General features: G+C 55.3%; 28 protein-coding genes. 15 read left to right on the forward strand and 13 right to left on the reverse strand.

All coding sequences use genetic code 11. The annotated features are described in order from the left end of the window. Positions 1-107 precede the first annotated feature (107 nt). The 6 genes from priA to rraA all read left to right on the forward strand — a co-directional run bounded on the left by priA (position 108) and on the right by rraA (position 7,284). A complete protein-coding gene (gene priA, locus FA92_RS17235; RefSeq protein ID WP_033784282.1) occupies positions 108-2,303 on the forward strand; it encodes a primosomal protein N' in 2,196 nt (731 codons plus the stop codon). A gap of 164 nt (positions 2,304-2,467) precedes the next feature. Then, a complete protein-coding gene (gene cytR / locus FA92_RS17240; RefSeq protein ID WP_033784283.1) occupies positions 2,468-3,505 on the forward strand; it encodes a DNA-binding transcriptional regulator CytR in 1,038 nt (345 codons plus the stop codon). 151 nt (positions 3,506-3,656) lie between these two features. Next, the gene (ftsN, locus tag FA92_RS17245; protein ID WP_033784284.1) at positions 3,657-4,673 is read left to right on the forward strand and encodes a cell division protein FtsN; all 1,017 of its coding nucleotides are present in this window, start codon (positions 3,657-3,659) and stop codon (positions 4,671-4,673) included. A gap of 88 nt (positions 4,674-4,761) precedes the next feature. Continuing rightward, complete coding sequence (hslV, locus tag FA92_RS17250) at positions 4,762-5,292, forward strand: ATP-dependent protease subunit HslV (RefSeq protein ID WP_003851234.1); 531 nt, start codon at positions 4,762-4,764, stop codon at positions 5,290-5,292. A 10-nt stretch (positions 5,293-5,302) separates the two neighbouring features. Beyond that, complete coding sequence (gene hslU / locus FA92_RS17255; protein WP_013359469.1) at positions 5,303-6,640, forward strand: HslU--HslV peptidase ATPase subunit; 1,338 nt, start codon at positions 5,303-5,305, stop codon at positions 6,638-6,640. 158 nt (positions 6,641-6,798) lie between these two features. Next, positions 6,799-7,284 (forward strand): ribonuclease E activity regulator RraA, encoded by a 486-nt coding sequence (gene rraA, locus FA92_RS17260; RefSeq protein ID WP_009088032.1) that lies wholly within the window; start codon positions 6,799-6,801, stop codon positions 7,282-7,284. 53 nt (positions 7,285-7,337) lie between these two features. Here rraA and zapB read toward each other — a convergent pair whose 3' ends face one another. Continuing rightward, the gene (gene zapB / locus FA92_RS17265) at positions 7,338-7,577 is read right to left on the reverse strand and encodes a cell division protein ZapB (protein ID WP_003851242.1); all 240 of its coding nucleotides are present in this window, start codon (positions 7,575-7,577) and stop codon (positions 7,338-7,340) included. Between the two features lie 405 nt (positions 7,578-7,982). Between zapB and FA92_RS17270 the strand changes: the two genes are divergently transcribed. From FA92_RS17270 to glpX, 3 genes are all read left to right on the forward strand, one after another. Next, positions 7,983-8,837, forward strand: coding sequence for an MIP/aquaporin family protein (locus tag FA92_RS17270; RefSeq protein ID WP_013359471.1), 855 nt, complete (start codon positions 7,983-7,985; stop codon positions 8,835-8,837). A gap of 30 nt (positions 8,838-8,867) precedes the next feature. Continuing rightward, positions 8,868-10,379 carry a glycerol kinase GlpK gene (gene glpK / locus FA92_RS17275; protein ID WP_013359472.1) on the forward strand — a complete coding sequence of 504 codons (1,512 nt, stop codon included), beginning with the start codon at positions 8,868-8,870 and terminating at the stop codon, positions 10,377-10,379. Positions 10,380-10,475: 96 nt separating this feature from the next. Further along, positions 10,476-11,486 (forward strand): class II fructose-bisphosphatase, encoded by a 1,011-nt coding sequence (gene glpX / locus FA92_RS17280; RefSeq protein WP_013359473.1) that lies wholly within the window; start codon positions 10,476-10,478, stop codon positions 11,484-11,486. On the opposite strand, the gene emrD is transcribed toward glpX, so the two are convergent. Continuing rightward, a complete protein-coding gene (gene emrD / locus FA92_RS17285) occupies positions 11,476-12,669 on the reverse strand; it encodes a multidrug efflux MFS transporter EmrD (RefSeq protein WP_013359474.1) in 1,194 nt (397 codons plus the stop codon). The two genes, glpX and emrD, sit on opposite strands and share 11 nt — an antisense overlap. Positions 12,670-12,942: 273 nt before the next feature. On the opposite strand from emrD, the gene fpr reads away from it, so the two are divergent. Continuing rightward, positions 12,943-13,689, forward strand: a complete 747-nt coding sequence (fpr, locus tag FA92_RS17290; protein WP_013359475.1) for a ferredoxin--NADP(+) reductase — start codon at positions 12,943-12,945, stop codon at positions 13,687-13,689. On the opposite strand, the gene FA92_RS17295 is transcribed toward fpr, so the two are convergent. Continuing rightward, complete coding sequence (locus FA92_RS17295; RefSeq protein ID WP_033784285.1) at positions 13,680-14,114, reverse strand: DUF805 domain-containing protein; 435 nt, start codon at positions 14,112-14,114, stop codon at positions 13,680-13,682. The two genes, fpr and FA92_RS17295, sit on opposite strands and share 10 nt — an antisense overlap. Before the next feature lie 98 nt (positions 14,115-14,212). On the opposite strand from FA92_RS17295, the gene FA92_RS17300 reads away from it, so the two are divergent. Together FA92_RS17300 and tpiA are read left to right on the forward strand one after the other, a co-directional pair. After that, complete coding sequence (locus FA92_RS17300) at positions 14,213-14,803, forward strand: DUF1454 family protein (protein WP_033784286.1); 591 nt, start codon at positions 14,213-14,215, stop codon at positions 14,801-14,803. Between the two features lie 120 nt (positions 14,804-14,923). Next, positions 14,924-15,691: a triose-phosphate isomerase gene (tpiA, locus tag FA92_RS17305; RefSeq protein ID WP_033784287.1), complete on the forward strand. Its 768-nt coding sequence runs from the start codon at positions 14,924-14,926 to the stop codon at positions 15,689-15,691. A gap of 28 nt (positions 15,692-15,719) precedes the next feature. Here the strand turns inward: tpiA and FA92_RS17310 are convergent, their stop codons facing one another. The 6 genes from FA92_RS17310 to cpxP form a co-directional block, all read right to left on the reverse strand. Further along, positions 15,720-16,493 (reverse strand): CDP-diacylglycerol diphosphatase, encoded by a 774-nt coding sequence (locus FA92_RS17310; protein ID WP_033784288.1) that lies wholly within the window; start codon positions 16,491-16,493, stop codon positions 15,720-15,722. Between the two features lie 160 nt (positions 16,494-16,653). After that, a complete protein-coding gene (locus FA92_RS17315) occupies positions 16,654-17,643 on the reverse strand; it encodes a sulfate ABC transporter substrate-binding protein (protein ID WP_033784290.1) in 990 nt (329 codons plus the stop codon). Between the two features lie 144 nt (positions 17,644-17,787). After that, entirely contained in the window at positions 17,788-18,750 is a 963-nt protein-coding gene (pfkA, locus tag FA92_RS17320) for a 6-phosphofructokinase (protein ID WP_003851263.1), read from the reverse strand. 207 nt (positions 18,751-18,957) lie between these two features. Further along, complete coding sequence (gene fieF / locus FA92_RS17325; RefSeq protein ID WP_033784292.1) at positions 18,958-19,860, reverse strand: CDF family cation-efflux transporter FieF; 903 nt, start codon at positions 19,858-19,860, stop codon at positions 18,958-18,960. Between the two features lie 236 nt (positions 19,861-20,096). Next, positions 20,097-20,252 (reverse strand): KGG domain-containing protein, encoded by a 156-nt coding sequence (locus FA92_RS17330; RefSeq protein WP_010258211.1) that lies wholly within the window; start codon positions 20,250-20,252, stop codon positions 20,097-20,099. A 455-nt stretch (positions 20,253-20,707) separates the two neighbouring features. Then, entirely contained in the window at positions 20,708-21,217 is a 510-nt protein-coding gene (gene cpxP / locus FA92_RS17335; RefSeq protein WP_033784293.1) for a cell-envelope stress modulator CpxP, read from the reverse strand. A 148-nt stretch (positions 21,218-21,365) separates the two neighbouring features. On the opposite strand from cpxP, the gene cpxR reads away from it, so the two are divergent. The 3 genes from cpxR to trmL are packed head-to-tail and all read left to right on the forward strand — an operon-like array spanning position 21,366 to position 23,949. After that, positions 21,366-22,064, forward strand: a complete 699-nt coding sequence (gene cpxR, locus FA92_RS17340) for an envelope stress response regulator transcription factor CpxR (protein ID WP_009088062.1) — start codon at positions 21,366-21,368, stop codon at positions 22,062-22,064. Then, positions 22,061-23,440 carry an envelope stress sensor histidine kinase CpxA gene (cpxA, locus tag FA92_RS17345; protein WP_013359484.1) on the forward strand — a complete coding sequence of 460 codons (1,380 nt, stop codon included), beginning with the start codon at positions 22,061-22,063 and terminating at the stop codon, positions 23,438-23,440. The genes cpxR and cpxA overlap by 4 nt, the downstream gene beginning before the upstream one ends. A 35-nt stretch (positions 23,441-23,475) precedes the next feature. Further along, positions 23,476-23,949, forward strand: a complete 474-nt coding sequence (trmL, locus tag FA92_RS17350) for a tRNA (uridine(34)/cytosine(34)/5-carboxymethylaminomethyluridine(34)-2'-O)-methyltransferase TrmL (protein ID WP_013359485.1) — start codon at positions 23,476-23,478, stop codon at positions 23,947-23,949. Here trmL and cysE read toward each other — a convergent pair. From cysE to grxC, 4 genes are all read right to left on the reverse strand, one after another. After that, positions 23,946-24,767: a serine O-acetyltransferase gene (cysE, locus tag FA92_RS17355; RefSeq protein WP_013359486.1), complete on the reverse strand. Its 822-nt coding sequence runs from the start codon at positions 24,765-24,767 to the stop codon at positions 23,946-23,948. The two genes, trmL and cysE, sit on opposite strands and share 4 nt — an antisense overlap. 67 nt (positions 24,768-24,834) lie before the next feature. Then, the gene (gpsA, locus tag FA92_RS17360; RefSeq protein WP_197061506.1) at positions 24,835-25,851 is read right to left on the reverse strand and encodes an NAD(P)H-dependent glycerol-3-phosphate dehydrogenase; all 1,017 of its coding nucleotides are present in this window, start codon (positions 25,849-25,851) and stop codon (positions 24,835-24,837) included. After that, entirely contained in the window at positions 25,851-26,321 is a 471-nt protein-coding gene (gene secB, locus FA92_RS17365; protein WP_010258229.1) for a protein-export chaperone SecB, read from the reverse strand. Before secB ends, gpsA begins: the two co-directional genes overlap by 1 nt. Before the next feature lie 38 nt (positions 26,322-26,359). Then, a complete protein-coding gene (gene grxC / locus FA92_RS17370; RefSeq protein ID WP_008926942.1) occupies positions 26,360-26,614 on the reverse strand; it encodes a glutaredoxin 3 in 255 nt (84 codons plus the stop codon). Between the last annotated feature and the right edge of the window lie 10 nt (positions 26,615-26,624).

The raw sequence follows: 26,624 nt of genomic DNA on the forward strand, positions 1-26,624 counted from the left end.
TATTATACAGGTAAGTTTCGATTGCTGCAAATATATGCTGAGATACCCGCCATAGGGGTCAGCGTGTACACTAGCTTCCCCGATGATTAAGCCGGAAAGAGAGAGTTATGCCCGTCGTTCAGGTTGCCCTGCCCGTCCCCTTGCCCCGCCTGTTTGACTATCTGCCGCCTCAGGGTCCGCAGCCGGTCATTGGCGGGCGCGTGAGTGTGCCCTTTGGCAATCGCAGGATGATCGGGATTGTGGTCGCCTTTCGTGACAGCAGCGATCTGCCGGAAGCACAGCTCAAACGCGTGATCGAGGTTCTGGACAGTGAGTCTCTCTATCCGCCGTCGCTGTGGCGCATCCTGAACTGGGCCGCCAGCTACTATCACTCTCCGCAGGGCGAAGTGCTGAGCCACGCAATTCCGGTGCTGCTGCGCCAGGGCAAAGCGGCGCAGGACAATCCCCTGTGGCGCTGGGAAATCACCGAGCAGGGCCGGGCAACCACGCCGGAAAGTTTAAAGCGGGCACCAAAACAGCAGCAGGCGCTGGCAGCACTGCGTCAGCAACCGCTCTATCGGCATCAGGTCAGTGAACACGATCTCACCGAGGCGACATTACAGGCATTGCGGGCCAAAGGCTTATGCGAACTGCATGAGCATCAGCCACAGATGCACGACTGGCGTACCACCTATGCCGTGAAAGGCGAACGTCTGCGATTAAACACCGATCAGGCGATGGCCGTGGGTGCGATTCGGGCAGATGATGAACATTACTCCGCCTGGCTGCTGGCGGGCATCACTGGCTCCGGCAAAACCGAGGTTTACCTCAGCGTGCTGGAAAATGTGCTGGCACGCGGTAAACAGGCGCTGGTGCTGGTGCCGGAGATAGGCTTAACCCCGCAGACTATCGCCCGCTTTCGCGAACGTTTTGATGCGCCCATCGATGTACTGCACTCCGCCTTAAATGACAGTGAACGGCTGGCGGTCTGGTTGCGTGCGCGGCGCGGCGAAACGGCCATTGTGATCGGCACCCGATCGGCGCTGTTTACACCGCTGGCCCGTCCGGGCGTGATCATTATTGATGAAGAACATGACAGCTCCTATAAACAGCAGGAAGGCTGGCGCTATCAGGCGCGCGACCTGGCTGTATTCCGTGCGCATGAAGAGGATATCCCGATTGTCATGGGCTCGGCGACGCCTGCTCTGGAGACACTGCACAATGTCCGCAGCGGCAAGTATCGCCAGCTCGACCTGACAAAGCGTGCCGGCAACGCCCGACCGGCGCTGCAACAGCTTATCGACTTAAAAGGCGTGCAGCTGATCGGTGGCCTGGCGCCCGGCCTGATTGGTAAAATGCGCCAGCATCTGCAGGCTGATAATCAGGTGCTGCTGTTTCTTAACCGCCGCGGCTTTTCCCCCGCCCTGCTCTGTCACGACTGCGGCTGGATTGCAGAATGTACCCGCTGTGACCGCTACTACACACTGCATCAGCACCACCGCCAGCTACGCTGCCATCACTGCGACAGCCAGCGTCCGCTGCCAAATCAGTGCCCGCAGTGCGGTTCAACCCATCTGCTGCCGGTCGGGGTCGGGACTGAACAGCTGGAGCAGCAGCTCGGCACACTCTTCCCTGGCGTGCCGGTGTCGCGCATCGATCGTGATACCACCAGCCGCAAAGGGGCGCTGGAGCAGCATCTGGCTGACGTTCATCGTGGCGGCGCACGTATCCTGGTCGGCACCCAGATGCTGGCCAAGGGCCACCACTTCCCCGATGTCACACTGGTCTCGCTGCTGGATGTTGATGGTGCCCTGTTCTCAGCCGATTTCCGTGCGGCAGAGCGCTTTGCTCAGCTCTACACCCAGGTCGCCGGCCGCGCTGGCCGTGCTGGCAAACAGGGCGAGGTGCTACTGCAGACGCACCATCCCGAACACCCGCTGTTACAGACGCTACTGCACCAGGGTTATTCGGCATTCGCCCAGCAGGCGCTGCTGGAGCGACAGGCGGTTCACCTGCCGCCCTGGAGCCGCCATGCACTGTTCCGCGCGGAAGATATGGATAACCAGCAGGCGGCGGAATTCCTGCAGCAACTCCGCAATTTGCTGGAAGCGAGCCCGCTGAACGATAAGGCGATGTGGTTTATGGGTCCGTTGCCCGCTTTGCAGCCCAAACGCAGTGGACGCTGGCGCTGGCAACTGCTGCTGCAGCATCCTTCCCGGCAACGTCTGCAACAGTTACTGAGCAGTTCGTTGCCGCTGGTTTCAACGCTCCCCGCTGCGCGCAAAGTGAAATGGACGCTGGATATCGACCCGACCGAGAGCTGATTTTTGCTGACACTGCGAGCCAGATCGAAAAACGTCGCATAAGTCACAATTTTTATGCAAATTAAGTAACAACCAGCCGGGCAATCGTTAACAATGTTGCCCGGATTGCTTTCAGGTCAGGCAAAAACAGAATCGAACGCGCCATAACGCGTCAGGAGCATGTGTTGGAGCAGAATCAACAATCGCCCGCCGCCACGATGAAGGATGTCGCGGAGCACGCGGGCGTCTCAACCGCCACCGTATCGCGTGCGCTGATGAATCCGGAGAAGGTTTCTGCGGCGACCCGTCAGAAAGTCGAGCAGGCCGTTGCCGCCGTCGGCTATGCAGCACACGGCCCTGCGCGCAACGCGCGGCGTAACGAAACGCGAACCATTCTGGTGATTGTCCCTGACATCTGCGATCCCTTCTTTAGTGAAATCATTCGTGGCGTCGAAGTCACGGCAGCCGAAGAGGGCTATCTGGTGCTGATTGGTGACTGCGCTCATCAGAATCAGCAGGAGCGAACCTTTCTCAATCTGATGGTCACACGACAGATCGATGGCATGGTGCTGCTCGGGTCACAGTTGCCCTTTGATGCCAGCATTGATGAGCAACGCAACCTGCCGCCCATGGTGATGGCGAATGAGTTTGCGCCGGAAATGTCGCTGCCCACGGTCCACATCGATAACCTGACCGCCGCATTTGAAGCGGTCAATCATTTACTGCAGTTAGGCCACACGCAGATCGCCTGTATTGCCGGACCGGAAGAGATGCCGCTCTGTCAGTATCGGTTGCAGGGCTATGTACAGGCGATGCGTCGCAGCGGGCTGACGGTTGATCCCACCTATATTGTGCGCGGTGATTTCACGTTTGAAGCAGGCGTTGCCGCCATGAATCAGCTGATGACTTTGCCACAACCGCCGCGCGCCCTGTTCTGTCACAGCGATATTATGGCGCTGGGGGCGATGAATCAGGCCAGACGCTGTGGACTGCGCATACCGGAGGATCTCTCTGTAGTGGGATTCGATGACATTGAGCTGTCACGTTACTGCGAGCCGCCGCTGACCACGGTGACACAGCCACGTTACCAGATTGGTCGGGAAGCGATGCTGCTGCTGCTGGATGAGTTAAATGGTAAACGGGTGATCAGCGGATCGCGGTTGCTGGATGCCGGCTTAACGATTCGTGGCAGTACGGCGCGCGCAAAAAAACGTGAAAAATAAGCCTGTTCGTCTGGTTTTTTCAGTAGATTCTTAAAGCGAACACTGCTGGTCAAAGTTCCGACCCTTGAGTAACATGGCGGACTCCTTGCCGGGCGCGTAAAATCATCATTTCGCCCAACTGGCACTATTTTTGAAGGGTATAAGAACGAGAGTGGCACAAAAAGATTACGTAGGCCGCGGGCGTTCAACAGGGACGCGTCGCAAAAAAAGCCCCAGCCGTGGCAAGAAGAGCAAAGGCGGTTCGGGAATATCTAAATTGATGATTGTACTGGCGGTCGCAGTGTTGGTGACCTTTGCCGGTGGTTTATGGTTCCTGGCGCATCACAAGAAAGAAGACGTGCCGGTCATTACGGATCATAAAGCCAACGGCAATGGCTTGCCGCCGAAGCCAGAAGAGCGCTGGAAATATATTAAAGAGCTGGAAAACCGTCAGGTCACCGTGCCAACGCCTATCGAACCCTCTTCAGGTGGCGAAGTGAAGTCGCAGACACAGCTGACCGACGAGCAGCGCCAGTTGCTGGAGCAAATGCAGGCTGATATGCGTCAGCAGCCGACGCAGCTCAACGAAGTGCCGTGGAACGAACAGACGCCGGCGCAACGTCAGCAGACGCTGCAGCATCAGCAGCAGTTGCAACAGCTGCAACGTCAGCAGCAGCAGGTTCAGCAACAACAGCAGCAGCAACTGCAACATCAGCAACAGCAACAGGTTCAGCAACAGCGTCAGCAGTTGCAGGCCCAGCAGCAACAGCAACGCCAGCAGCAGTTGCAGCAACAACAACAGCGTCAGCAACAGCAACAGCAGCAATTACAGCAACGTCAGCAACAGCAGCAGCAGCAAAACGTACAGCGCCAGTCGCAGCCTGCCCCCATTACGCGGGAACCGGACGTACAGTCTAAACCGCAGGAGACAGCGAAGGCGAAACCAGCGGAGAAAGCCTCTTCGCAGCGCTGGATGGTGCAGTGTGGTTCGTTCAAAGGCACTGACCAGGCGGAATCGGTGCGTGCAGGCTTAGCCTTTGAAGGTTTTGAAAGCCGTATTACGACCGGTGGCGGCTGGAATCGTGTGGTTATCGGACCGTATAAAGACCGCGCATCCGCTGACAGCACCCTGAAACGCCTGCGCAGTTCCGGACACTCCAGCTGTATTCCACTCTCCGTCGGGGGTTGAAACCCGTCAAACCCGCCCCATATCTGTTGCATGATACTCCGCGCCCCGTGCGCGGAGTCCTTTTCCGACTGCAACAAGGGGTCTGCCCGTGACAACAATAGTAAGTGTAAGACGCAACGGCCAGGTAGTGATTGGCGGTGATGGCCAGGCTACGCTCGGCAATACCGTGATGAAAGGCAACGTTAAAAAAGTGCGTCGTTTATACAACGATAAGGTGATTGCCGGATTTGCTGGCGGCACCGCAGACGCCTTCACCCTGTTTGAACTTTTCGAACGTAAACTGGAAATGCATCAGGGCCATCTGGTGAAAGCCGCGGTGGAACTGGCGAAAGACTGGCGTACTGACCGTATGCTGCGTCGCCTTGAAGCCTTGCTGGCCGTCGCGGATGAGTCAGCTTCTCTGATCATCAGCGGTAACGGTGATGTCATCCAGCCTGAAAACGATCTGATCGCCATCGGCTCCGGTGGGCCTTTCGCCCAGGCAGCGGCACGTGCGCTGCTGGAGAATACCGAAATGGGCGCACGCGACATCGTCGAAAAGTCGCTGAATATCGCGGGTGATATCTGCATCTACACTAACCACAACGTTAATTTCGAAGAATTAACGTCTAAGGCGTAAGGGTATAAATATGTCTGAGATGACTCCACGCGAAATCGTCAGCGAACTGAACCGCTTTATCATCGGCCAGGACAGCGCCAAGCGCGCCGTGGCGATTGCACTGCGCAACCGCTGGCGCCGCATGCAGCTCGACGAAGAGCTGCGTCATGAAGTGACCCCTAAAAACATTCTGATGATCGGTCCGACCGGTGTCGGTAAAACCGAGATCGCGCGTCGTCTGGCTAAGCTGGCCAATGCACCGTTCATCAAAGTTGAGGCGACTAAATTTACCGAAGTGGGTTATGTCGGTAAGGAAGTGGACTCTATCATTCGTGATCTGACCGATTCGGCCATTAAGATGGTGCGCAGTCAGGCGATTGAAAAGAACAAATATCGTGCCGAAGAGATGGCCGAAGAGCGCATTCTCGATGTGCTGATTCCGCCTGCGAAAAACAACTGGGGCCAGGCAGAGCAGAGCGCTGAGCCGTCTGCAGCGCGCCAGTCGTTCCGCAAAAAGCTGCGCGAAGGCCAGCTGGACGATAAAGAGATTGAGATCGATCTGGCCGCCAGCGCGCCTGGTGTTGAGATCATGGCGCCTCCTGGCATGGAAGAGATGACCAGCCAGCTGCAGTCGATGTTCCAGAACCTCGGCGGTCAGAAGCAGAAAGCCCGTAAGCTGAAGATCAAAGAAGCGATGAAGCTGCTGATCGAAGAAGAAGCGGCAAAACTGGTTAACCCTGAAGAACTTAAGCAGGACGCGATTGATGCCGTTGAACAGCACGGTATCGTGTTTATCGATGAGATCGATAAAATCTGTAAGCGCGGCGGCCAGAATGCCGGCGGCCCGGATGTTTCTCGCGAAGGTGTTCAGCGTGACCTGCTGCCGCTGGTTGAAGGCTGTACCGTTTCGACCAAACATGGCATGGTGAAAACTGACCACATTCTGTTTATCGCCTCAGGCGCGTTCCAGGTGGCCAGCCCTTCCGATCTGATTCCGGAACTGCAGGGTCGTCTGCCAATCCGTGTAGAGCTGCAGGCGCTGACCGTGAATGATTTCCAGCGCATCCTGACTGAGCCGAATGCCTCCATCACCGTACAGTACAAAGCGCTGATGAATACCGAGGGTGTGAACATCGAGTTCACCGAAGAGGGTATCCGCCGGATCGCTGAAGCCGCATGGCAGGTCAACGAAACCACCGAAAACATTGGTGCGCGCCGTCTGCATACCGTACTGGAGCGTCTGATGGAAGATATCTCGTATGACGCCAGCGATCGTCACGGTGAATCCGTGACCATCGATGCTGATTATGTCGGTAAACATCTGGATGAACTGGTGGCTGACGAAGACCTCAGCCGCTTCATTCTCTGATTCACTGAATCAGCGCTTTTCCGAAGCCCATCCCATCCGGCTGGGCTTTTTTATGCATGTTCTTGATCGAACGATGCTTTTTTCATACTGATGATTTTGCCAACAATCTGCATATAGCGATATACTTACCCTTCCTGTGGCAAACAGACGAAACCCCTATGAAATACGATACATCTGAACTCTGCGATATCTACCATGAAGAAGTGAATGTTGTTGAACCGCTTTTTTCAAACTTTGGTGGGCGCACTTCATTCGGTGGTCAGATTACCACAGTGAAATGCTTTGAAGACAACGGCTTACTCTACGATCTGCTGGAAGAGAATGGCCGGGGTCGCGTCCTGGTGATCGATGGCGGCGGCTCCGTGCGTCGTGCGCTGGTCGATGCGCAGCTGGCACGTCTGGCGGCCACCAACGAGTGGGAAGGCCTGGTGATTTACGGTTCGGTACGCCAGGTTGATGAGCTGGAAGAGCTGGAGATTGGCATTCAGGCCATTGCCGCGATTCCGGCAGGCGCTGCGGGTGAAGGGATTGGTGAAAGCGATGTGCGCGTCAATTTCGGCGGCGTCACCTTTTTCTCCGGCGACCATCTCTATGCCGATAACACCGGTATCATTCTGTCAGAGGATGCGCTGGACCTCGAATAGGCCAGACATGAAAACGGGTGCCTGAGCACCCGTTTTTCACATCAGCTGAGGCTTCAAACCTCTTCCATTTTTCCCAGCAAGGCACGCAGACGTTCCTGCCATACGTGCTGCTCTTCTTTCAGGTGCTGATTTTCACGCATCAGCGCATCGTGGTTGCCCGCGACTTGTTGCGCATCGTTACGCAGTGAGTTGTTCTGCTCTTTCAGCTCTTCGATTTCCATCTGCAACAGGGTGATGGTATCAATCGCCTGCTGTACTTTCGCTTCCAGTTTCTCAAACACTTCAAATGACATCTTTCTGACCTCTCCTAAATTCCTGCAAGGCGTTGATGATGCCAGCTTAAGCCAGCAACGTTGTCCCGATTGTATGTAGCCTCACCCCGCAAGTCCAGCAACGCGGCCTTTGCGGGCGTAGTCTGTAACACTTTTCAGCCAATCCCTGAATTTACGCTGCGCTTACTGAAGCTGCGTTCTGGCACTGGCCCGTTATCGCTGTAATGAGGCGCGAATAATGGCTTAAGAAAGCCAGAATACGCGAAAACGCGCATTTTTATGACACAGTACACAAAAAACGATTTCGCTATTTCTCGTTTATGTTCGTTAACGATAAATTCACATCAGCCCTACATAAAAGATGGGTGCCTCATGGACTGAGAACAAAAACTGATAAAATTTAACCTCGCTTCAGGAACCACTATTATGAGTCAGACAACTAACACGCTCAAAGGTCAGTGTATTGCCGAATTTCTGGGGACAGGCTTGATTATTTTCTTCGGCGCAGGCTGTGTGGCTGCTCTGAAACTCGCCGGTGCCGCTTTCGGTCAGTGGGAAATCTGCATTATCTGGGGCTTAGCCGTCTCAATGGCTGTTTATCTTACCGCTGGGGTATCAGGTGCGCATCTGAACCCTGCCGTTACGGTTGCGCTCTGCCTGTTTGCCAACTTCGAAGGCCGTAAAGTGGTGCCGTTTATTCTGGCGCAAATCGCCGGGGCATTCTGCGCGGCCGCGCTGGTTTATGGCCTCTACTACAGCCTCTTTTTCGATTACGAACAAAGTCATCAGATGGTACGCGGTACGGTTCAGAGTCTGGATCTGGCGGGTATCTTCTCAACCTATCCTAACCCTCACATCAGCGTAGGTCAGGCGTTCCTGGTCGAGATGGTGATTACTGCCGTGCTGATGGCAGTGATTATGGCACTGACCGACGATGGCAACGGTGTACCGCGTGGGCCGATGGCACCACTGTTAATCGGTCTGCTGGTCGCGGTCATTGGTGGGTCAATGGGTCCACTGACCGGCTTTGCTCTTAATCCGGCACGTGATTTCGGACCTAAGCTGTTCGCCTTCTTCGCTGGCTGGGGTAACGTTGCCTTCACAGGTGGTAAAGATATTCCTTACTTCCTGGTCCCTATTTTTGGCCCGCTGGTCGGTGCCTGCCTGGGTGCAGTCGGTTATCGCACCCTGATTGGCCGCTACCTGCCAGGTGCCGCTAAAGAACCTGCAAAAATTCCAGCAGACAAACCGGTTGCACGCGCTCAGCAGCGTAAAGCGTAAGTTTCACCTTTTATCATCAGGACTGAATTTATGACTACCACAGATAAAAAATATATTGTCGCGCTCGATCAGGGCACAACCAGCTCACGCGCTGTCGTTCTCGACCACGATTCCAATATCGTTGCGGTATCGCAGCGCGAATTTACTCAGATCTACCCGAAAGCGGGCTGGGTTGAGCATGATCCAATGGATATCTGGGCTTCACAAAGCTCTACGCTGGTGGAAGTGCTGGCCCATGCCGACATCCGCTCTGATGAGATTGCGGCTATCGGTATCACTAACCAGCGCGAAACCGCTATCGTGTGGGAAAAAGAGACCGGCAAACCTATCTATAATGCCATCGTCTGGCAGGATCCCCGCACCGCTGACTACTGTAACAAACTGAAGAAAGAGGGCCTGGAAGAGTATATCCAGCACACGACGGGTCTGGTGATTAACCCCTACTTCTCCGGGACAAAAGTGAAGTGGATCCTGGATCACGTTGAAGGCTCACGTGAGCGTGCAAAACGTGGCGAACTGCTGTTCGGTACCGTTGATACCTGGCTGGTCTGGAAAATGACTCAGGGCCGCGTTCACATCACCGACTATACCAACGCCTCACGTACCATGATGTTTAACATTCACAAGCTGGAGTGGGATCAGCGCATGCTGGATATCCTGGATATCCCGCGTGAAATGCTGCCGGAAGTGAAATCTTCGTCTGAAGTCTACGGTCAGACCAACATCGGTGGTAAAGGCGGTACGCGTATTCCTATCGCCGGTATTGCCGGTGACCAGCAGGCCGCGCTGTATGGCCAGCTGTGTGTACAGCCTGGCATGGCGAAAAACACCTACGGCACCGGCTGCTTCATGCTGATGAACACCGGTACTGAAGCGGTGACCTCGACCCATGGCCTGCTGACCACTATCGCCTGTGGCCCGCGCGGTGAAGTGAACTATGCGCTGGAAGGTGCCGTATTCATCGGTGGTGCCTCTATTCAGTGGCTGCGTGATGAAATGAAGCTGATCAGTGAAGCGGCTGACTCTGAATACTTCGCAATGAAAGTGAAAGACACCAACGGCGTTTACATGGTGCCTGCTTTCACCGGCCTGGGTGCACCTTACTGGGACCCGTATGCCCGTGGCGCAATCTTCGGTCTGACGCGCGGCGCAAACTCTAACCACATCATCCGCGCGACGCTGGAGTCGATCGCTTATCAGACGCGTGACGTGCTTGAAGCGATGCAGAACGATGCCAACACCCGCCTGCAGGCGCTGCGTGTGGATGGTGGTGCGGTGTCCAACAACTTCCTGATGCAGTTCCAGGCTGACATCCTCGGTACCCGTGTTGAGCGTCCGGAAGTGCGTGAAGTCACCGCGCTGGGTTCTGCCTATCTGGCGGGTCTGGCTGTCGGCTTCTGGCAGGATCTGGATGAAGTGCGCGCTAAAGCGGTTATTGAGCGTGAGTTCCGTCCAAGCCTGGAAACCACCGAGCGTAACTTCCGCTATGCCGGCTGGAAAAAAGCGGTTGCCCGCGCACAGGCGTGGGAAGACCAGGAGTAATCTCTGTGCCCGCGACGCTGGCCGTCGCGGGCCTTTTCCCCGCCCCACTGCCCCGCTGTGTTACACTGCTTGCCGGTTTTTTGTCAGGTAGATGCCATGAAACGAGAACTTGCCATTGAATTTTCCCGCGTAACCGAAGCTGCCGCCCTGGCAGGCTATCACTGGTTAGGACGCGGCGACAAAAATGCGGCTGACGGTGCGGCAGTCCATGCCATGCGTCATGTCCTGAACTCCATTGAAATTGACGGTCAGATTGTGATCGGTGAAGGCGAAATCGACGAAGCGCCGATGCTCTATATTGGCGAAAAAGTCGGTACCGGTCGCGGCGATGCGGTCGATATTGCTGTCGATCCGATTGAAGGCACCCGCATGACGGCGCTTGGCCAGGCTAACGCACTGGCTGTGATGGCCGTCGGCGATAAAGGCAGCTTTCTGCACGCCCCTGACATGTACATGGAGAAGCTGATTGTCGGTCCGGCAGCGCATGGTGCGATCGACCTCGACCTGCCGCTGGAAACCAACCTGCGTAATATCGCAATAGCGATGAACAAGCCGCTGTCGCAGCTGACCGTATCGATTCTGGCAAAGCCGCGTCATGATGCGGTGATTAGCCAGCTGCAGCAGCTGGGCGTGCGGGTATTTACCTTCCCGGATGGCGACGTCGCCGCCTCGATTCTGACCTGCATGCCGGACAGCGAAGTGGATGTGATGTATGGCATTGGTGGCGCACCGGAAGGCGTAGTCTCTGCGGCGGTGATCCGTGCACTGGACGGCGATATGCAGGGCCGGTTGCTGGCACGTCATCATGTGAAAGGCGACAGCGCTGAAAACCGTCGGCTCGGTGAGCAGGAGCTGCAGCGCTGTGCAGAGATGGGGATTGAAGCGGGTAAAAAGCTGACGCTGAGTGAGATGGCGCGCAACGACAACGTGGTGTTTGCCGCCACCGGCATTACCAGTGGCGAACTACTGAAAGGCATTACGCGTCAGGGCAATATTGCCACCAGCGAAACGCTGCTGATTCGCGGTAAATCACGCACCATTCGCCGCATCCAGTCGATTCACTATCTTGACCGTAAAGATCCGGCGCTCCATCCGTTTATCCTGTAACCGGCTGGTTGCCGCGCTCCGGCTGACGTGAGAGCGGCAACCAGCAGAGCAGCATCACCAGCGCGGTAAAGAACATCAGCATGCCAAGGCTGAACTGATCGCGCTGCGGCATCATGGCTGAGAGCCACGCCACCAGCCCCGATCCCAGATTCTGCATGCCGCCAATCAGTGCGCCCGCGCTACCCGCCAGCCACGCATACGGTTCCATCGCGCCTGAGGTCGCCAGCGGAAACAGCATACCGGCACCAAAGAAGAACAGCGCGGCGGGGACCAGCAGCGTCCAGATATTCATCACGCCGAACCACGCCGGGATCCACATCAGAATGCCCGCCAGCAGGCAGCTATTCACACCCCACCACATCAGGCTGTGCCATGAACCCTGCTCGCGCCCGGCAAACCAGGCACCAAAGAACGCAGCCGGAATCGGCAGGATGAACAGGATGCTGACGGTGAGGCTGTGCAGGCCGAGCACGCCGCCCAGCAGAACGCCACAGCTCGACTCAAAGACCGCAATCCCGGCCAGCGCGCCAATCAGCAGCACAATATAGCGGACGAAATTCGCGTCGCTGAGCAGGCGGGCATAACGTTTAAAGAAAGGGGTCACTTCTGCACTCTGCGGCCGGGTCTCCGGCAGCCAGCGCGCCATGGAACCGGTCACCGCCAGACAGAGCAGCAGCAGAAAGGCAAAACAGGCGTGCCAGCCAAAGAGCTGGGTCAGCAGTGCGCCAATCACCGGCGCCAGCAGCGGGCTGACCAAAATGCCCATATTAAGCAGGCTGTTAGCGCGGCGCAGCGCGTGACCCTCGTAGAGATCGCGCGGCATGGTACGGGCCATCACGCCTGCCACGCCGGTTCCCAGCCCCTGAATAGCACTGCCGAGCACCAGCATATCGAGTGATGTCGCCATCAGAGCCGTGATTGCGCCGATCATAAAGATCATCATGCCCGCCAGGATCACCGGACGGCGGCCCACGCTGTCTGACAGCGGACCGTAGATCAGCTGGGATCCGCCATAGGTCATCAGATAGGCCGCCATCACTCGCTGCAGCGCGCCATCCCGCACATTCAGGGCGTCCGCCATCACCGACATCGCCGGAACGTAGATAGTCTGTGCCATCTGCCCGACAGCCACCAGCACAATGAGCATCACCAGCAGTGGGCGATTTTCCAGTTTACTAATCATGATTATGCAAAATTTCTTTCTGTAAAAGGAGGTTAAAACAGCGGTTCACCCGCCAGTCATCTTGTTATGGCGGGCAAAATATCAGGATTAGATGACAAAGCGAGAGGTAAGCGAAAAGGTCCCGGCTTGCGCCTGTCAAGTTTATGCGCCAGCCTGTAAAGACAAAGCAACAGTTTGTCGATTAGAGCCTTTGCCAGGGCGCAGGCTGGCAATCTCACCGGCGAGTCGCGAAAATAGTGACCTGCCTGAATAATCAACAACCAGGGAGTGATTATGGCTGAGTGGGTCAATGGTGAAGTAAAGGAAGTCAAAAACTGGACGGATGCATTGTTTAGTCTCCGGGTAAAAGCGCCCATCGATCCCTTTATCGCCGGGCAATTTGCCAAGCTGGCGCTGGAAATCGACGGTGAGCGGGTGCAGCGCGCATACTCCTACGTTAATGCGCCGAAAGATGACCTGCTGGAGTTTTATCTGGTTACGGTGCCAGACGGCAAGCTGAGTCCGCATCTGCAGGCACTTCAGCCGGGCGATCAGGTGATGGTCACCAAAGAAGCTGCGGGATTCTTTGTGCTGGATGAAGTCCCGGAGTGCAAAACCTTATGGATGCTGGCAACCGGCACCGCGATTGGTCCCTACCTGTCGATGCTCCAGCAGGGCGAAGGGCTGGATCGCTTTGAAAACATCGTGCTGGTGCATGCTGCGCGCTATGCGGCTGACCTGAGCTTTTTGCCGATGATGCAGCAGCTGCAGCAGCGCTATCACGGTAAATTGCACATCCAGACGGTAGTGAGTCGCGAAGCGATCCCCGGTTCGCTGACGGGCCGGGTCCCGGCGCTGATCGAAAATGGCGAGCTGGAGCGTGCCACCGGATTAACGCTGGATGCCGACAGCAGCCATGTGATGCTGTGCGGCAACCCGCAGATGGTGCGTGATACGCAGCAGTTACTGAAAGAGACGCGCGAGATGCGCAAACACCTGAAACGTAAGCCGGGCCATATCACCAGTGAACATTACTGGTAAGCCGTTTGCCGGTATCGCACCGGCTGCGTCCCGGTACCAAACCGGTTAGCGCCGGGGGTACCGCGAAAGACGCCGAGATCGAGCAGCAGGCCAGCTATCAGCATAAACGGAATGGCGCGGCCCAGCAGCCAGGGCAGTACACCCGCCAGCATGCTCCAGTTTCCCGCCACCAGCAGCCAGGCGAGAATCACCAGAAATCCCCAGTAGCCGCGTCGGTTGCGGTCGTGCAGCCGTTTAACCATAACCGCGCTGGCGGGCCACAGCAGGCAGACCACGCCAAAGGCCGCCATCTGGGTATCAATCCAGTCGTTTGCTGCTAAGACGAATAAAAGTGTCGTGGTCAGCAACCAGACCGCCTGCCAGATCCAGAAATCACGTCGTCCCAGCCGGCCGCGCCAGGAAAAACACCATTGTTGTAACGTCATGCATTATCATCCAGAGATAAGAGAACCGCCGCGCTTTTGACCTCGCGGATAAAAACCGTTTTAATTTGCGCCTGAGTTTACGGGTTAGGATCGACAAAATGAAGAATTTGCCTGGCGCACTGCTGTTATCGTTTGCGCTGACGGTTCCGGTCTTTGCCGCCGATCCGCCACCGCAGGAACGGCCCGATGCGTTGCCCACCGCGCCTTATCTGCTGGCGGGCGCGCCCACCTTTGATATGACTATCGGCCAGTTTCGCGAAAAATATAATCTGGCCAATGCAGCGCTGATGCTGCCGGAGTATCGCGCTATTGATAACCGGGGTGATAAAAGCAACCTGACGCGCGCCGCCAGCAAAATCAATGAAACGCTCTATGCCTCAACCGCGCTGGAGCCCGGCACCGGCAAAATCAAGACGCTGCAGATTACCTGGCTGCCACTACCTGGCCCGGACCAGAGCGCCTCGCAGCAAAAAGCACTGGCCTACATGACCGCCATGCTGCGCTTCTTTGTACCGGGATTAAGTACCGACGAGGGGCGTAAAAAGCTGGAGGGTCTGCTGAAGGAAGGTAAGGATTTACCCTACTTTGCGCAGGTCGACGGCGCATTGCGTTTTGTGGTCGCTGACAACGGCGACAAGGGGCTGACCTTCGCGGTCGAACCGGTCAAACTGGCGCTCGCGAGTCCCTGATGATGTGGCTGAAAATGACGAAAAGCAAAGCCATCACTACATTTGATCTCTATACTGTCTGGCAGACAACGCTGCCGGCTGGCAGCGATTTTTCATGTATCGCGTTATGCGGAGGATAGAATGCGACATCCACTGGTTATGGGTAACTGGAAGTTGAATGGCAGCAAGCAGATCACAGCTGAACTGATCGCCGGTCTGCGCAAGGAACTCTCTGGCGTTGAAGGTTGTGGCGTCGCCATTGCACCGCCAGCGCTCTATCTCGAGCAGGCAAAACACGCCATCTCCGGTAGCCACATCGCACTGGGTGCGCAGAACGTAGACGTTAACCTGTCTGGCGCGTTTACCGGTGAAGTTTCCGCTGAAATGCTGAAAGATATCGGCGCGAAATATATCATTATCGGTCACTCAGAACGCCGCACTTACCACAAAGAGAGCGACGAGTTCATCGCGAAGAAATACGCGGTACTGAAGTCAGTGGGCCTGGTCCCGGTGCTGTGCATTGGTGAAACCGAAGCAGAAAACGAAGCGGGTAAAACCGAAGAAGTCTGCGCGCGTCAGCTGGATGCCGTTCTGGAAACTCAGGGCGCTGAAGCGTTCAAAGATGCGGTTATCGCGTATGAGCCCGTCTGGGCCATCGGTACCGGCAAATCTGCGACCCCTGCTCAGGCACAGGCCGTCCACAAATTCATCCGTGATCATATCGCGAAGAAAGATGCGGCTATCGCTGAACAGGTCATCATTCAGTACGGCGGCTCGGTTAACGATAAGAATTCTGCTGAGCTGTTCACCCAGCCTGACATCGATGGCGCGCTGGTTGGCGGTGCGTCACTGAAAGCAGATGCTTTCGCGGTAATCGTTAAAGCTGCGGCGGCTGCAAAAAGCGCTTAAGCATTAGCATTCCGGTCAGAGGCGGCGCTTAAGCCGCCTTTTTTATGGGCGCAATCAGCTGACAGGCGTGATTCTGCAACTCCTCCGCCGAACCACTGTTCAGTAGCAGCCAGTTCCGCTCTATCGCCATTAACACCAGTCGCCCATCGCTTAATTCAGCCAATGCCAGCCCATATTTCCCCATCTCTGTGCGTGCCTGTGGCCGTTCATCGGCAAGCCGGATAAAGGCACTCTGCTGAGTCAGCTCATCTGCCGTCAGGGTTCGCAGCCAGTAGCGGTGCTTACGTAGCATGTGTTCCTGCCACTGACCGCCCAGCTGCGGCGTCAGCTGATCCAGCTGTTGACGCACATCGGGTCGCAGACAGGAGAGATGAATATGGAGCTGGTTCTGCGTGCGGCCATACTGTGAATTGATCGCCAGTGACAGAACCCGATCAGCAATGGGTGAGCCGCGTCGCTGTGCAAGCAGGGTTCGTTCATGCCACGCAAGGGCAAAATAGTCGGGCGTCGCGGGTTGCAGTAACCGGGGGCTTTCGATACCGGTGATTTTGTCGAGCGGGATCAGCAGATACTGCAACGGCCCATTCATATCTTTCAGCATGGCATAGCGATGTAGCTGGTCGACACGCTGGCAGGGCGCAGGGTCTCCGCTGCTTTGCTGATGAGGCAGGCATTTCTCGCTGACGATCTGCCAGAGTGCATCACTGTTCTTTTTGAAATGCAGTGCGGCGGCCAGCATCCCCACAACAACCAGCGCCAGCAGAACGGCAACCAGGCGGGTTGCACGACGATTGGTCGGCATAACAACGCTTCCTGAATGGTTTAGCAGCCTGCATCCTCGCCTGGCGAGAAAGGAATGTCACGGGGAATTCGGGCTGATGAACTGGCGGCTGGGCAGAGAAGAGAAAAGACGTGATAGTGGCGGATAAGCGGTCAGCGCAGAGCGCGCTGACCGCAATACACTATGGTTTCATGACCTCGTCATAGCTGCCGCCATCGGCGAAGTGGGCTTTCTGAGCCTGCGCCCAGCCACCAAATTTGTCCTGAATGGTAAACAGCTTCACTGGCGCAAAGGTGCTGGCAAATTTCTTCGCGATTTCAGCATCACGCGGACGATAGTAATTCTGTGCAGCAATGGTCTGGCCTTCTGGCGAGTAGAGATATTTCAGATAAGCATCGGCAACTTTACGCGTGCCCTTTTCATCCACAACTTTGTCGACCACCGACACGGTCGGTTCAGCCAGAATCGATTCGCTCGGGGTAACAATTTCGAACTTATCTTTGCCCAGTTTGTTAACGGCCAGATAAGCTTCGTTTTCCCAGGCGATCAGCACATCACCAATCCCGCGCTCAACAAATGTGTTGGTTGCGCCGCGTGCACCCGAATCCTGTACTTCAACGTTTTTGAAGAGCGCTCTGACGTAAGCCAGTGCTTTGGCCTGATCGCCGTTGTTATGATCCAGTGCCCAGCCCCAGGCCGCCAGATAGTTCCAGCGTGCGCCGCCGGACGTTTTCGGGTTCGGGGTAATCACAGATACGCCAGGTTTGGTCAGGTCACTCCAGTCATGGATACCCTTAGGGTTATCTTTACGAACCAGGAAGACAATGGTCGAGGTGTAAGGCGCAGAGTTGTCCGGCAGACGCTTGATCCAGTTCTTATCAATACGACCACGTTCGGCAATGGCATCAACATCCGATTGCAGCGCCAGTGTGACCACATCCGCACGGATGCCGTTAATCACGGAGGTCGCCTGCTTGCCAGAGCCACCATGCGACTGGCGGACCACGACATTGTCGCCGGTTTCCTGTTTATAGTGCGCACTGAACGCTTTGTTGTACTGTTCGTACAGCTCACGCGTTGGATCATAGGAAACGTTTAACAGCTGAATGTCTTTCGCCAGCACGCTGGTTGAGGCCAGCAACAGGGTAACGCCAATACTCCACTTGTTCATTACGCACTCTCCCAATGTCGTTATGGGCTAAGCGTGACATAAACTATTACAGAGCTAAAAGAATTAAAAATAAGCTGTTATAACCGCGGGGAATATAGAAGGAAAATGCCGGGGCATGCTGTGCAGCACACCCCCGCAGGGGAATTAATAGAGCTTTTTCGCGGTGTCCAGCCAGTCGCGCTTGAACGGACGCTTCATGTTTTCAATGGCGTCGACGATATCGTGATGCACCATCTTCTCGTTCTGAATACCGACACAACGGCCGCCGTAACCCTGCATCAGCAGTTCAATGGAGTAAGCGCCCATGCGTGACGCCAGGATACGGTCATAAGCACAAGGTGCCCCACCACGCTGAATATGGCCCAGAACGGTCGAACGGGTTTCACGTTTGGTCTCTGTTTCAATGAAACGCGCCAGATCGTCGATATCGCAGATGTGCTCGGTAATCGCCACGATAGCGTGCTTTTTACCTTTGGCGATGCCCGCTTTGATTTCCGCAACCAGCTCTTCGCGGGTATACGGGAACTCTGGCAGGACGATGAACTCACAGCCACCGGCAATCGCCGCTGCCAGGGTCAGATCTCCACAATAGCGGCCCATCACTTCAACAATCGAAATACGCTGATGCGAAGAAGAGGTATCACGCAGGCGGTCAATCGCTTCAACCACGGTTTCCAGGGCAGTGAAATAACCGATGGTGTAATCCGTTCCGGCCACGTCATTATCGATGGTGCCTGGCAGACCGATGCAGGGGAAGCCCATTTCAGTCAGGCGCTTAGCACCCATGTAAGAACCATCACCACCAATTACAACCAGCGCATCGATGCCGCGCTTTTTCATGTTCTCAATGGCAACCTGGCGCACATCTTCATTACGGAACTCAGGGAAACGCGCTGAGCCCAGGAATGTGCCGCCACGGTTAATCATGTCGGAGACGCTGTAGCGATCAAGATTGATCATGCGATCTTCGTACAATCCCAGATAACCGTCATAGATCCCAAAAACTTCCAGTCCTTCACTCAGCGCGGAACGAACCACTCCACGAATAGCTGCGTTCATGCCTGGGGCGTCACCGCCGCTGGTTAATACACCAATTTTTTTGATCATGACAACCTCTGGATTGTTCAAAACTAAGGGTTAATCCTGCCTGTCGATCGCTGCTGAAGGTCATTTTACGATTAGCGCGACATGTGATGGCAGATAGTATATCAAAGGCTTGCTGCTGAATTGATTCAGGTCAGACAACTTTTCACTATTTTTTGCAGCAATGTTAGCGTTACGTCATTCCTTTCGTATCGATTTGATTCATTTACGTTAAAAACCTAAAGAATCCTCTCTCTCGAACGGTACCACAGAACAGGGATCCTGATGGATAATTACGTCTGACCCAGGAAATTCTTTGCGCAACGCCTTCTCAACCTGATCGGCTACCCGGTGCGCCTGCACCAGTGGCAACTGGTCTTCCAGTTCCAGATGTAGCTGAATAAATTTAGTCGGGCCGGACTGGCGGGTTCGCAGATCGTGGACGCCCTGCACCTGTGGCCAGTTTGTCGCCAGCGTCAGAATCTGCTGCCGCTCCTCTTCCGGTAGCGCGCGATCCAGCAATGACTGCACCGCCTCATAGCCCATACGCAACGCACTGTAGAGAATGAAAATGCCAATCCCCAGCGCGAACAGGGCATCTGCCCGCGCAAAGCCATAGCTGCTCAGAACCAGCGCGATCAGAATGGCACCATTCATGATGACGTCCGACTGATAGTGCAGCATGTCAGCCCGAATCGCCTGGCTGCGGGTTTTACGCACCACCCAGCGCTGAAAGGCGACCAGCACCAGCGTTGAGCTCAGTGCCACAACGGTCACCACAATACCAACGCCGGGTGCCCGCATCTCGCTGGGCGAAGCAAGATGCTGCAGGCCGGTCAGAAACAGAAACAGTGCCGAGCCGGAGATAAACATACTTTGCGCCAGTGCTGCCAGCGACTCTGCTTTGCCGTGCCCGAACGTGTGATCTTCGTCGGCAGGCTGCAGCGCATAACGCACCACCAGCAGATTGGTCAGCGAGGCAGCGATATCCACCAGCGAGTCCACCAGTGAGGCCAGCAAACTCACCGAACCGGTGTACCACCAGGCAAAAATTTTCACGATTAACAGCACAGATGCAAGAATGGTGGCGGCCAGCGCAGCACGCTTTACCAGTCGGCCATAAGAGGGTTGCATGCCAGATTCCCTATGCAGCATCAGCGACGATGCGTACTCAAATGAAAGAATGGCTAAAGTTTAACACCAGGAGGCGGGCAGTGCTTAGCGGGTCATTCAACGGCTCAGTTTCTTTTGCAAAAGCCTGGCAGGCATAAAAAACAAGCCCCGACCTCGGGGAGGACGGGGCAAAGTGTCATACACATCAGTGTCAGACCACAGTCATGTGCTGGTCTGGGCTGAGAAAGACGCGGCGATTACTTTTTGCCGCCCTTTTTTCCTGCTTCTGATGCTTTTTCACGATCGTTTTTGAAGTTTCCGCCGCCGCTGCTCTGGCCGCCTTTCTTACCGGCTTCAGACGCTTTTTGCGGATTATCTGCGAAATTACCTGAACCACCACGATGCTCTGCCATAACTTACTCCGTTAATAGATTCATTCAGGACTACATAATGTGGTTGTTGCTCCCTGAGACTTCGCAAAGACACTTAACTTCCCTGCAGTGACAGGATTAAGTGTAGAGGGTGCGCCTGAACCGGCAAGCGTAACGCGGGAAAACCAACACGTTGATAGTTAAGATAAAAGCTTACACCACAAGGTTATAAACCTATAATTTTCAGTGGCTTAAAGTATTTAAATGGCCTTAAGATGCTTACCGGTACGCTTAAATTTACGTTATGGCCTGAATAGTCAATAATCGTCGGGCCTGACAAACAAACGTTAAACAAGCGCTAATAAAATGGAGGTTTTGTTGCGCGGTGATGATTCCAGTCAAATTAAAAAAAGCGAAAAAAAGATAAAAAAAACCCCCACCATCATGGCGGGGGAAGACAGGGATGTGTCTATGGCAAGGAAAACAGGGATACTATGTTACTGGTTACTGCTGGTACTACTCACTGCCTGCAGCGATGACACTGACTGCAGATTCGAAAACTGTCGCAGCTCGTTAAGTCGCCGCTGGTAATTTTTCTGCAACGTGGCCTGCTGGTCCGGCGTTAGCAGTTGAAACATTTGATTCTGTACGCGCGCCATCTCAACCTGCTGTTCAACCTGAACTCTGGCGATGACTTCCGCCTTTGCGCGGATGGCCGCTTCGTTAAACTGGTCTGCAGTCACTAAGTCGTGTAGTGCTGCAATATCGTCAATATGAACGACCGGGCGCTCATGTCGGGCCTGTTGCATCAGGTCCCGCATCTGCTGACGCTGCTCTTCAGTCAGCTCGATACCATCGAACATGTGGCTTTGCGGATTTTGCGTCATACTGCCTGTCGGCAATCCGCCATGATGCATCTCGTCAATCGTCGTCGCATCTTTAGCACCTACGCTGGCGAGACTCAGAGCCATCGCTGAGGCAAGGACGACGGCGGTTAATTTGCGCATCGTGTACTCCAGTTCGTTCCGTTTTGCGATTCAACGAGAGCCAGTGTACGGCGACAGCTGCAAACATCCGTCAGGGGGTGTAAAACTACGTAAAGCGATAGATAGGTGCGCCAGGAACACGGTATTTTGCCTGCGGAGGGCTACAAAAATGAATAAAATCCTGTTGGTAGATGATGACCGCGAATTAACTTCGCTTTTAAAAGAACTGTTAGAAATGGAAGGGTTTGAAGTGGTGGTAGCCAGCGATGGTGAACAAGCGCTGAACCTGCTCGATAACTCTATTGATTTGCTTTTACTGGATGTCATGATGCCGAAGAAAAACGGTATCGACACCCTGAAAGAACTGCGACAGCAACATCAGACCCCCGTCATCATGCTAACGGCGCGCGGCAGCGAGCTGGATCGCGTACTGGGCCTTGAACTGGGTGCAGATGACTATCTGCCCAAGCCGTTTAACGATCGCGAACTGGTGGCGCGTATCCGCGCTATTCTGCGGCGCTCCAACTGGAGTGAACAGCAGCAGCAACACGACAATAGCTCGCCCACACTGGAAGTGGACTGCCTGCGGCTCAATCCTGGCCGTCAGGAAGCGAGTTTTGATGATGTCACGCTGGATCTCACCGGCACGGAGTTCACCCTGCTCTATCTGCTTGCGCAGCACCTGGGCCAGGTTGTATCGCGTGAGCATCTGAGTCAGGAAGTGCTGGGCAAGCGCCTGACACCTTTTGACCGCGCCATTGATATGCACATCTCAAATCTGCGTCGCAAGCTGCCTGAACGCCGTGACGGTCATCCCTGGTTTAAAACCTTACGTGGCCGCGGCTACCTGATGGTTTCGGCATCATGATTGGAAGTCTGACCACCCGTATCTTCGCCATCTTCTGGTTAACGCTGGCGCTGGTGTTGATGCTGGTGCTAATGGTGCCCAAGCTCGATTCACGACAGATGACCTCGCTGCTGGAGAGTGAACAGCGGCAGGGCATCATGATTGAGCAACACGTCGAAGCAGAGCTGTCACAGGATCCCCCTAACGATCTGATGTGGTGGCGTCGTCTGTTTCGCGCCGTGGAGAAGTGGGCACCGCCGGGTCAGCGGCTGCTGTTAGTGACCAGTGAAGGTCGGGTGATTGGCGCGCAACATAACGAAATGCAGGTTATCCGCAATTTTATCGGCCAGTCTGATAACGCCGATCATCCGCAGAAGAAGAAATATGGTCGTGTTGAGCTGGTAGGGCCTTTTGCCGTCCGGGATGGCGAAGATAACTATCAGCTTTACATGATCCGTCCCGCCAACAGCTCCCAGCTCGATTTCGTCAACCTGCTGTTTGACCGTCCGTTACTGCTGCTTATTGTCACCATGCTCATCAGCTCACCGCTGCTGCTGTGGCTCGCCTGGAGCCTGGCGCGTCCGGCGCGTAAGCTGAAATATGCCGCCGATGAAGTCGCAAGCGGAAACCTGCGTCAGCATCCGGAACTGGAATCGGGCCCACAGGAGTTTCTGGCGGCGGGTTCCAGCTTTAACCAGATGGTCAGTGCGCTGGAGCGGATGATGACGGGTCAGCAACGTCTGCTATCGGATATCAGCCATGAGCTTCGTACCCCGCTTACCCGTCTGCAACTGGCTACCGCGCTGCTGCGTCGGCGTCAGGGCGAAGGTAAAGAGCTGGAGCGGATTGAGATGGAAGCACAGCGTCTTGATGGCATGATCAACGACCTGCTCGTGCTGTCACGCACCCAGCATAAAAATGCACTGGTCAGCGAAGCGATGAAGGCGAATCAGCTGTGGAATGGGGTGCTGGAAGATGCCCGTTTCGAAGCGGAACAGATGGGCAAGAAGATGGATATCCCCTACCCGCCTGGCCCGTGGCCGCTCTATGGCAACCCTCATGCGCTGGAGAGTGCGCTGGAAAATATCGTCCGCAATGCGCTGCGCTATTCACACACGCATATCAGCGTCAGCTTCTCCGTCGATATTTCTGGTATCACGGTACACGTTGATGATGACGGTCCTGGCGTGAGCCCGGAAGATCGCGAACAGATTTTCCGTCCCTTCTATCGTACTGATGAAGCACGCGATCGTGAGTCAGGCGGTACCGGCCTTGGCCTGGCGATTGTCGAAACAGCAGTGCAGCAGCATCGCGGCTGGGTTAAAGCCGATGACAGCCCACTGGGCGGCCTGCGTCTGACCCTCTGGTTGCCACTCTACTCCTCCGGTCGTCAATAATTTGCTATGCTTCGGCCCCTGTCATCGGGGGCCTTATGCTTAACATTGTCTTGTTTGAACCAGAAATTCCGCCAAATACCGGCAATATCATTCGCCTGTGCGCCAATACGGGCTTCCAGCTTCATTTGATTCAGCCGCTCGGCTTCGCGTGGGATGACAAGCGTTTACGTCGCGCCGGACTGGATTACCACGAATTCACGGCCATAAAATTCCATGCTGACTATCAGGCGTTTATCGCCGCGGAGTCGCCTGAACGTCTGTTTGCGCTGACGACCAAAGGGACGCCTGCACACAGTGCCGTCGCGTATCAGGCGGGCGATTATCTGCTGTTTGGACCTGAGAGCCGTGGACTGCCAGCGGAAATTCTGGCGGCATTACCGGCGCAGCAGAAAATCCGCATCCCGATGAGAGCGGAGAGCCGCAGCATGAATTTATCGAATGCCGTGTCGGTGGTGGTCTATGAAGCGTGGCGCCAGCTGGATTACGCGGGCGCACTGATTAAAGACTAGATGCCGTCGCCAAACTGAAAACCGGCCAGGCTGCCATTGAAGTGCTGATCCATATCCATTGACGGCTTTTCACTGCCTGGCTTGCCGACGATACGCGCGGGTACGCCTGCTGCCGTGGTATGTGGTGGTACAGGCTGTAACACCACAGAACCCGCGCCGATTTTTGCTCCCCTGCCGACTTCAATGTTGCCCAGCACTTTCGCACCGGCACCAATCATCACCCCTTCGCGGATTTTCGGATGGCGGTCGCCACTGGTTTTGCCAGTACCGCCCAGCGTCACCGATTGCAGGATCGAGACATCATTCTCAACCACGGCGGTTTCACCAATCACAATGCCGGTGGCATGGTCGAGCATGATGCCGTGGCCTATATTCGCAGCGGGATGAATATCGACAGCAAAGGAGACGGAAATTTCATTCTGCAGATAAACCGCCAGCGCGCGTCGGCCTTCATTCCACAGCCAGTGACCAATGCGGTAGGCCTGAAGCGCATGGAACCCTTTGAGATAGAGCAGCGGCGTGGAGTATTTATCGACCGCCGGGTCGCGCTGACGTACCGCCTGAATATCGTAAGCCGCTGACAGTATCATTGACGGATCTTCACGGTAGGCTTCTTCAACGATTTCACGAATGGCGATAGCAGGCATAATCGGGTTTGCCAGCTTGTTGGCCAGCATGTAACTCAGTGCACTACCGAGATTTTCATGCTTGAGCAATGTCGCGTGGAAGAAGCTGGCCAGCATCGGCTCACAATCAGCCAGGGCGCGCGCTTCTGCTTTGATATTATTCCAGACCAGTTCTAACTCATCAGACGACATTGCTGCTTTCTCCCGATAAAAAAAGCGCCTGAATGGCGCTGCAGGTGATGATGCTACGCGTCCTGCGTTAGCTGATGCTGTTTTCGTCCTTCCTTGTTCGTCCCAGCAGGCTCAATGCTGCATCTCTCGCCGGTTTTTCGCAATACAACACCTGATAAATCTGCTCGGTGATCGGCATTTCCACACCAAAACGTGCAGCCAATGCTTTGACTTCTTTGGTGTTTCTGTACCCTTCTACAACTTGTCCGATAATGCGTTGCGCGCTATCTACATCCTCACCCTGGCCCAGCATCATGCCAAAACGACGATTTCGCGACTGATTATCGGTACAGGTCAGCACCAGATCGCCCAGACCCGCCATACCCATAAAGGTGGTGGGATCGGCACCCAGCGCTGCGCCCAGCCGGCTCATTTCAGCCAGACCACGGGTGATCAGTGCAGTACGGGCATTGGCGCCAAAACCAATCCCGTCGGACATCCCGGCACCGATAGCAATCACGTTTTTTACCGCGCCGCCCAGCTGTACGCCGATGAAATCAGGGTTGTTATAAACGCGGAAGCTTTTACCGCAGTGCAGCTTCTGCTGCAGGTCGTCAGCAAACTGCGCATCCGTGGCGGCCAGCGCGATGGCCGTCGGTAATCCTGCCGCCAGCTCTTTCGCAAAGGTCGGCCCGGAGATCACGGCCAGCGGAATGGCATCGCCTACGATTTCACGTGCCACGTCCTGCAACAGACGGCCCGTCTCTTTTTCCAGCCCTTTGGTCGCCCAGACAATACGCGAGTCTGGCCGCAGATGAGGTTTAATCTGCTGCAGCACATCGCCAAACACATGACTCGGCACCACGATTAATAAATCGCGGCTGGCGGCAATGGTTTTGGTCAGATCAGGCTCAAGGGAGAGGTTATCGGGGAACGGGACATCGGGCAGGAAAGCAGTGTTGCAGCGGTCAGTCTGAAGTTGCGCCAGATGCGCCGGGTTATGTCCCCACAACAGCACCGGGTGGCCGTTACGGGCCAGCGTAATCGCCAAAGCGGTGCCGTAGGAACCGGCACCGATGACGCTAATCGAAGCGTGAGTTGTCATCAGGCATCCTGATGTGGTTCAGCACCTTCTTCACCTTGTTGCTGCTGCAGGTAGTTCATGAACAGCGCATCAAAGTTAACCGGTGCCAGGTTCAGCTGCGGGAAGGTACCACGGGATACCAGGCTGGTAATGCATTCGCGTGCGTATGGGAACAGAATGTTCGGGCAGTATGCGCCCAGGCAATGTGCCATCTGCGTTCCTTCGATACCGCTGATGGTGAAAATACCGGCCTGCTGAACTTCACACAGGAAAGCGGTCTCTTCGCCCACAGTTGCGGTTACAGTCACACGAAGTACCACTTCGTAAACTTCGTCAGCCAGCTGAGAAGATGCAGTATCCAGGTCCAGCTTAACGTCCGGTTCCCACTCTTTCTGGAAAACCTGCGGGGCATTTGGCGCTTCAAAGGAGATATCTTTAGTGAATACGCGCTGAATCTGGAACTGCATTTCGTTGGTGTTGTGTTCTGACATGTGACCAAATCCTATATATGAGGTTGTCCGGCGTAAAATTACGCCTGCAGTAAGGGATCTAAACCTTCGCGATTATCGAGTGCGAATAAGTCATCGCAGCCGCCAATGTGCTGCGCATCAATAAAAATCTGAGGCACGGTGGTACGACCGCTACGCTTGATCATCTCTTCGCGCTTCGCCATATCGCCATCAATGGGGATTTCCTGAAACGAGACGCCTTTTTGCGTTAACAGCGCCTTCGCACGATGGCAGTAAGGACAGGTGGCCTTGGTATACATTTCAACATTTGCCATGATCAGCACC

Origin of the sequence: Pantoea sp. 9140 (assembly GCF_000745295.1) — a bacterium.
In the GTDB taxonomy this organism is placed as follows: Bacteria; Pseudomonadota; Gammaproteobacteria; order Enterobacterales; family Enterobacteriaceae; genus Pantoea; species Pantoea vagans.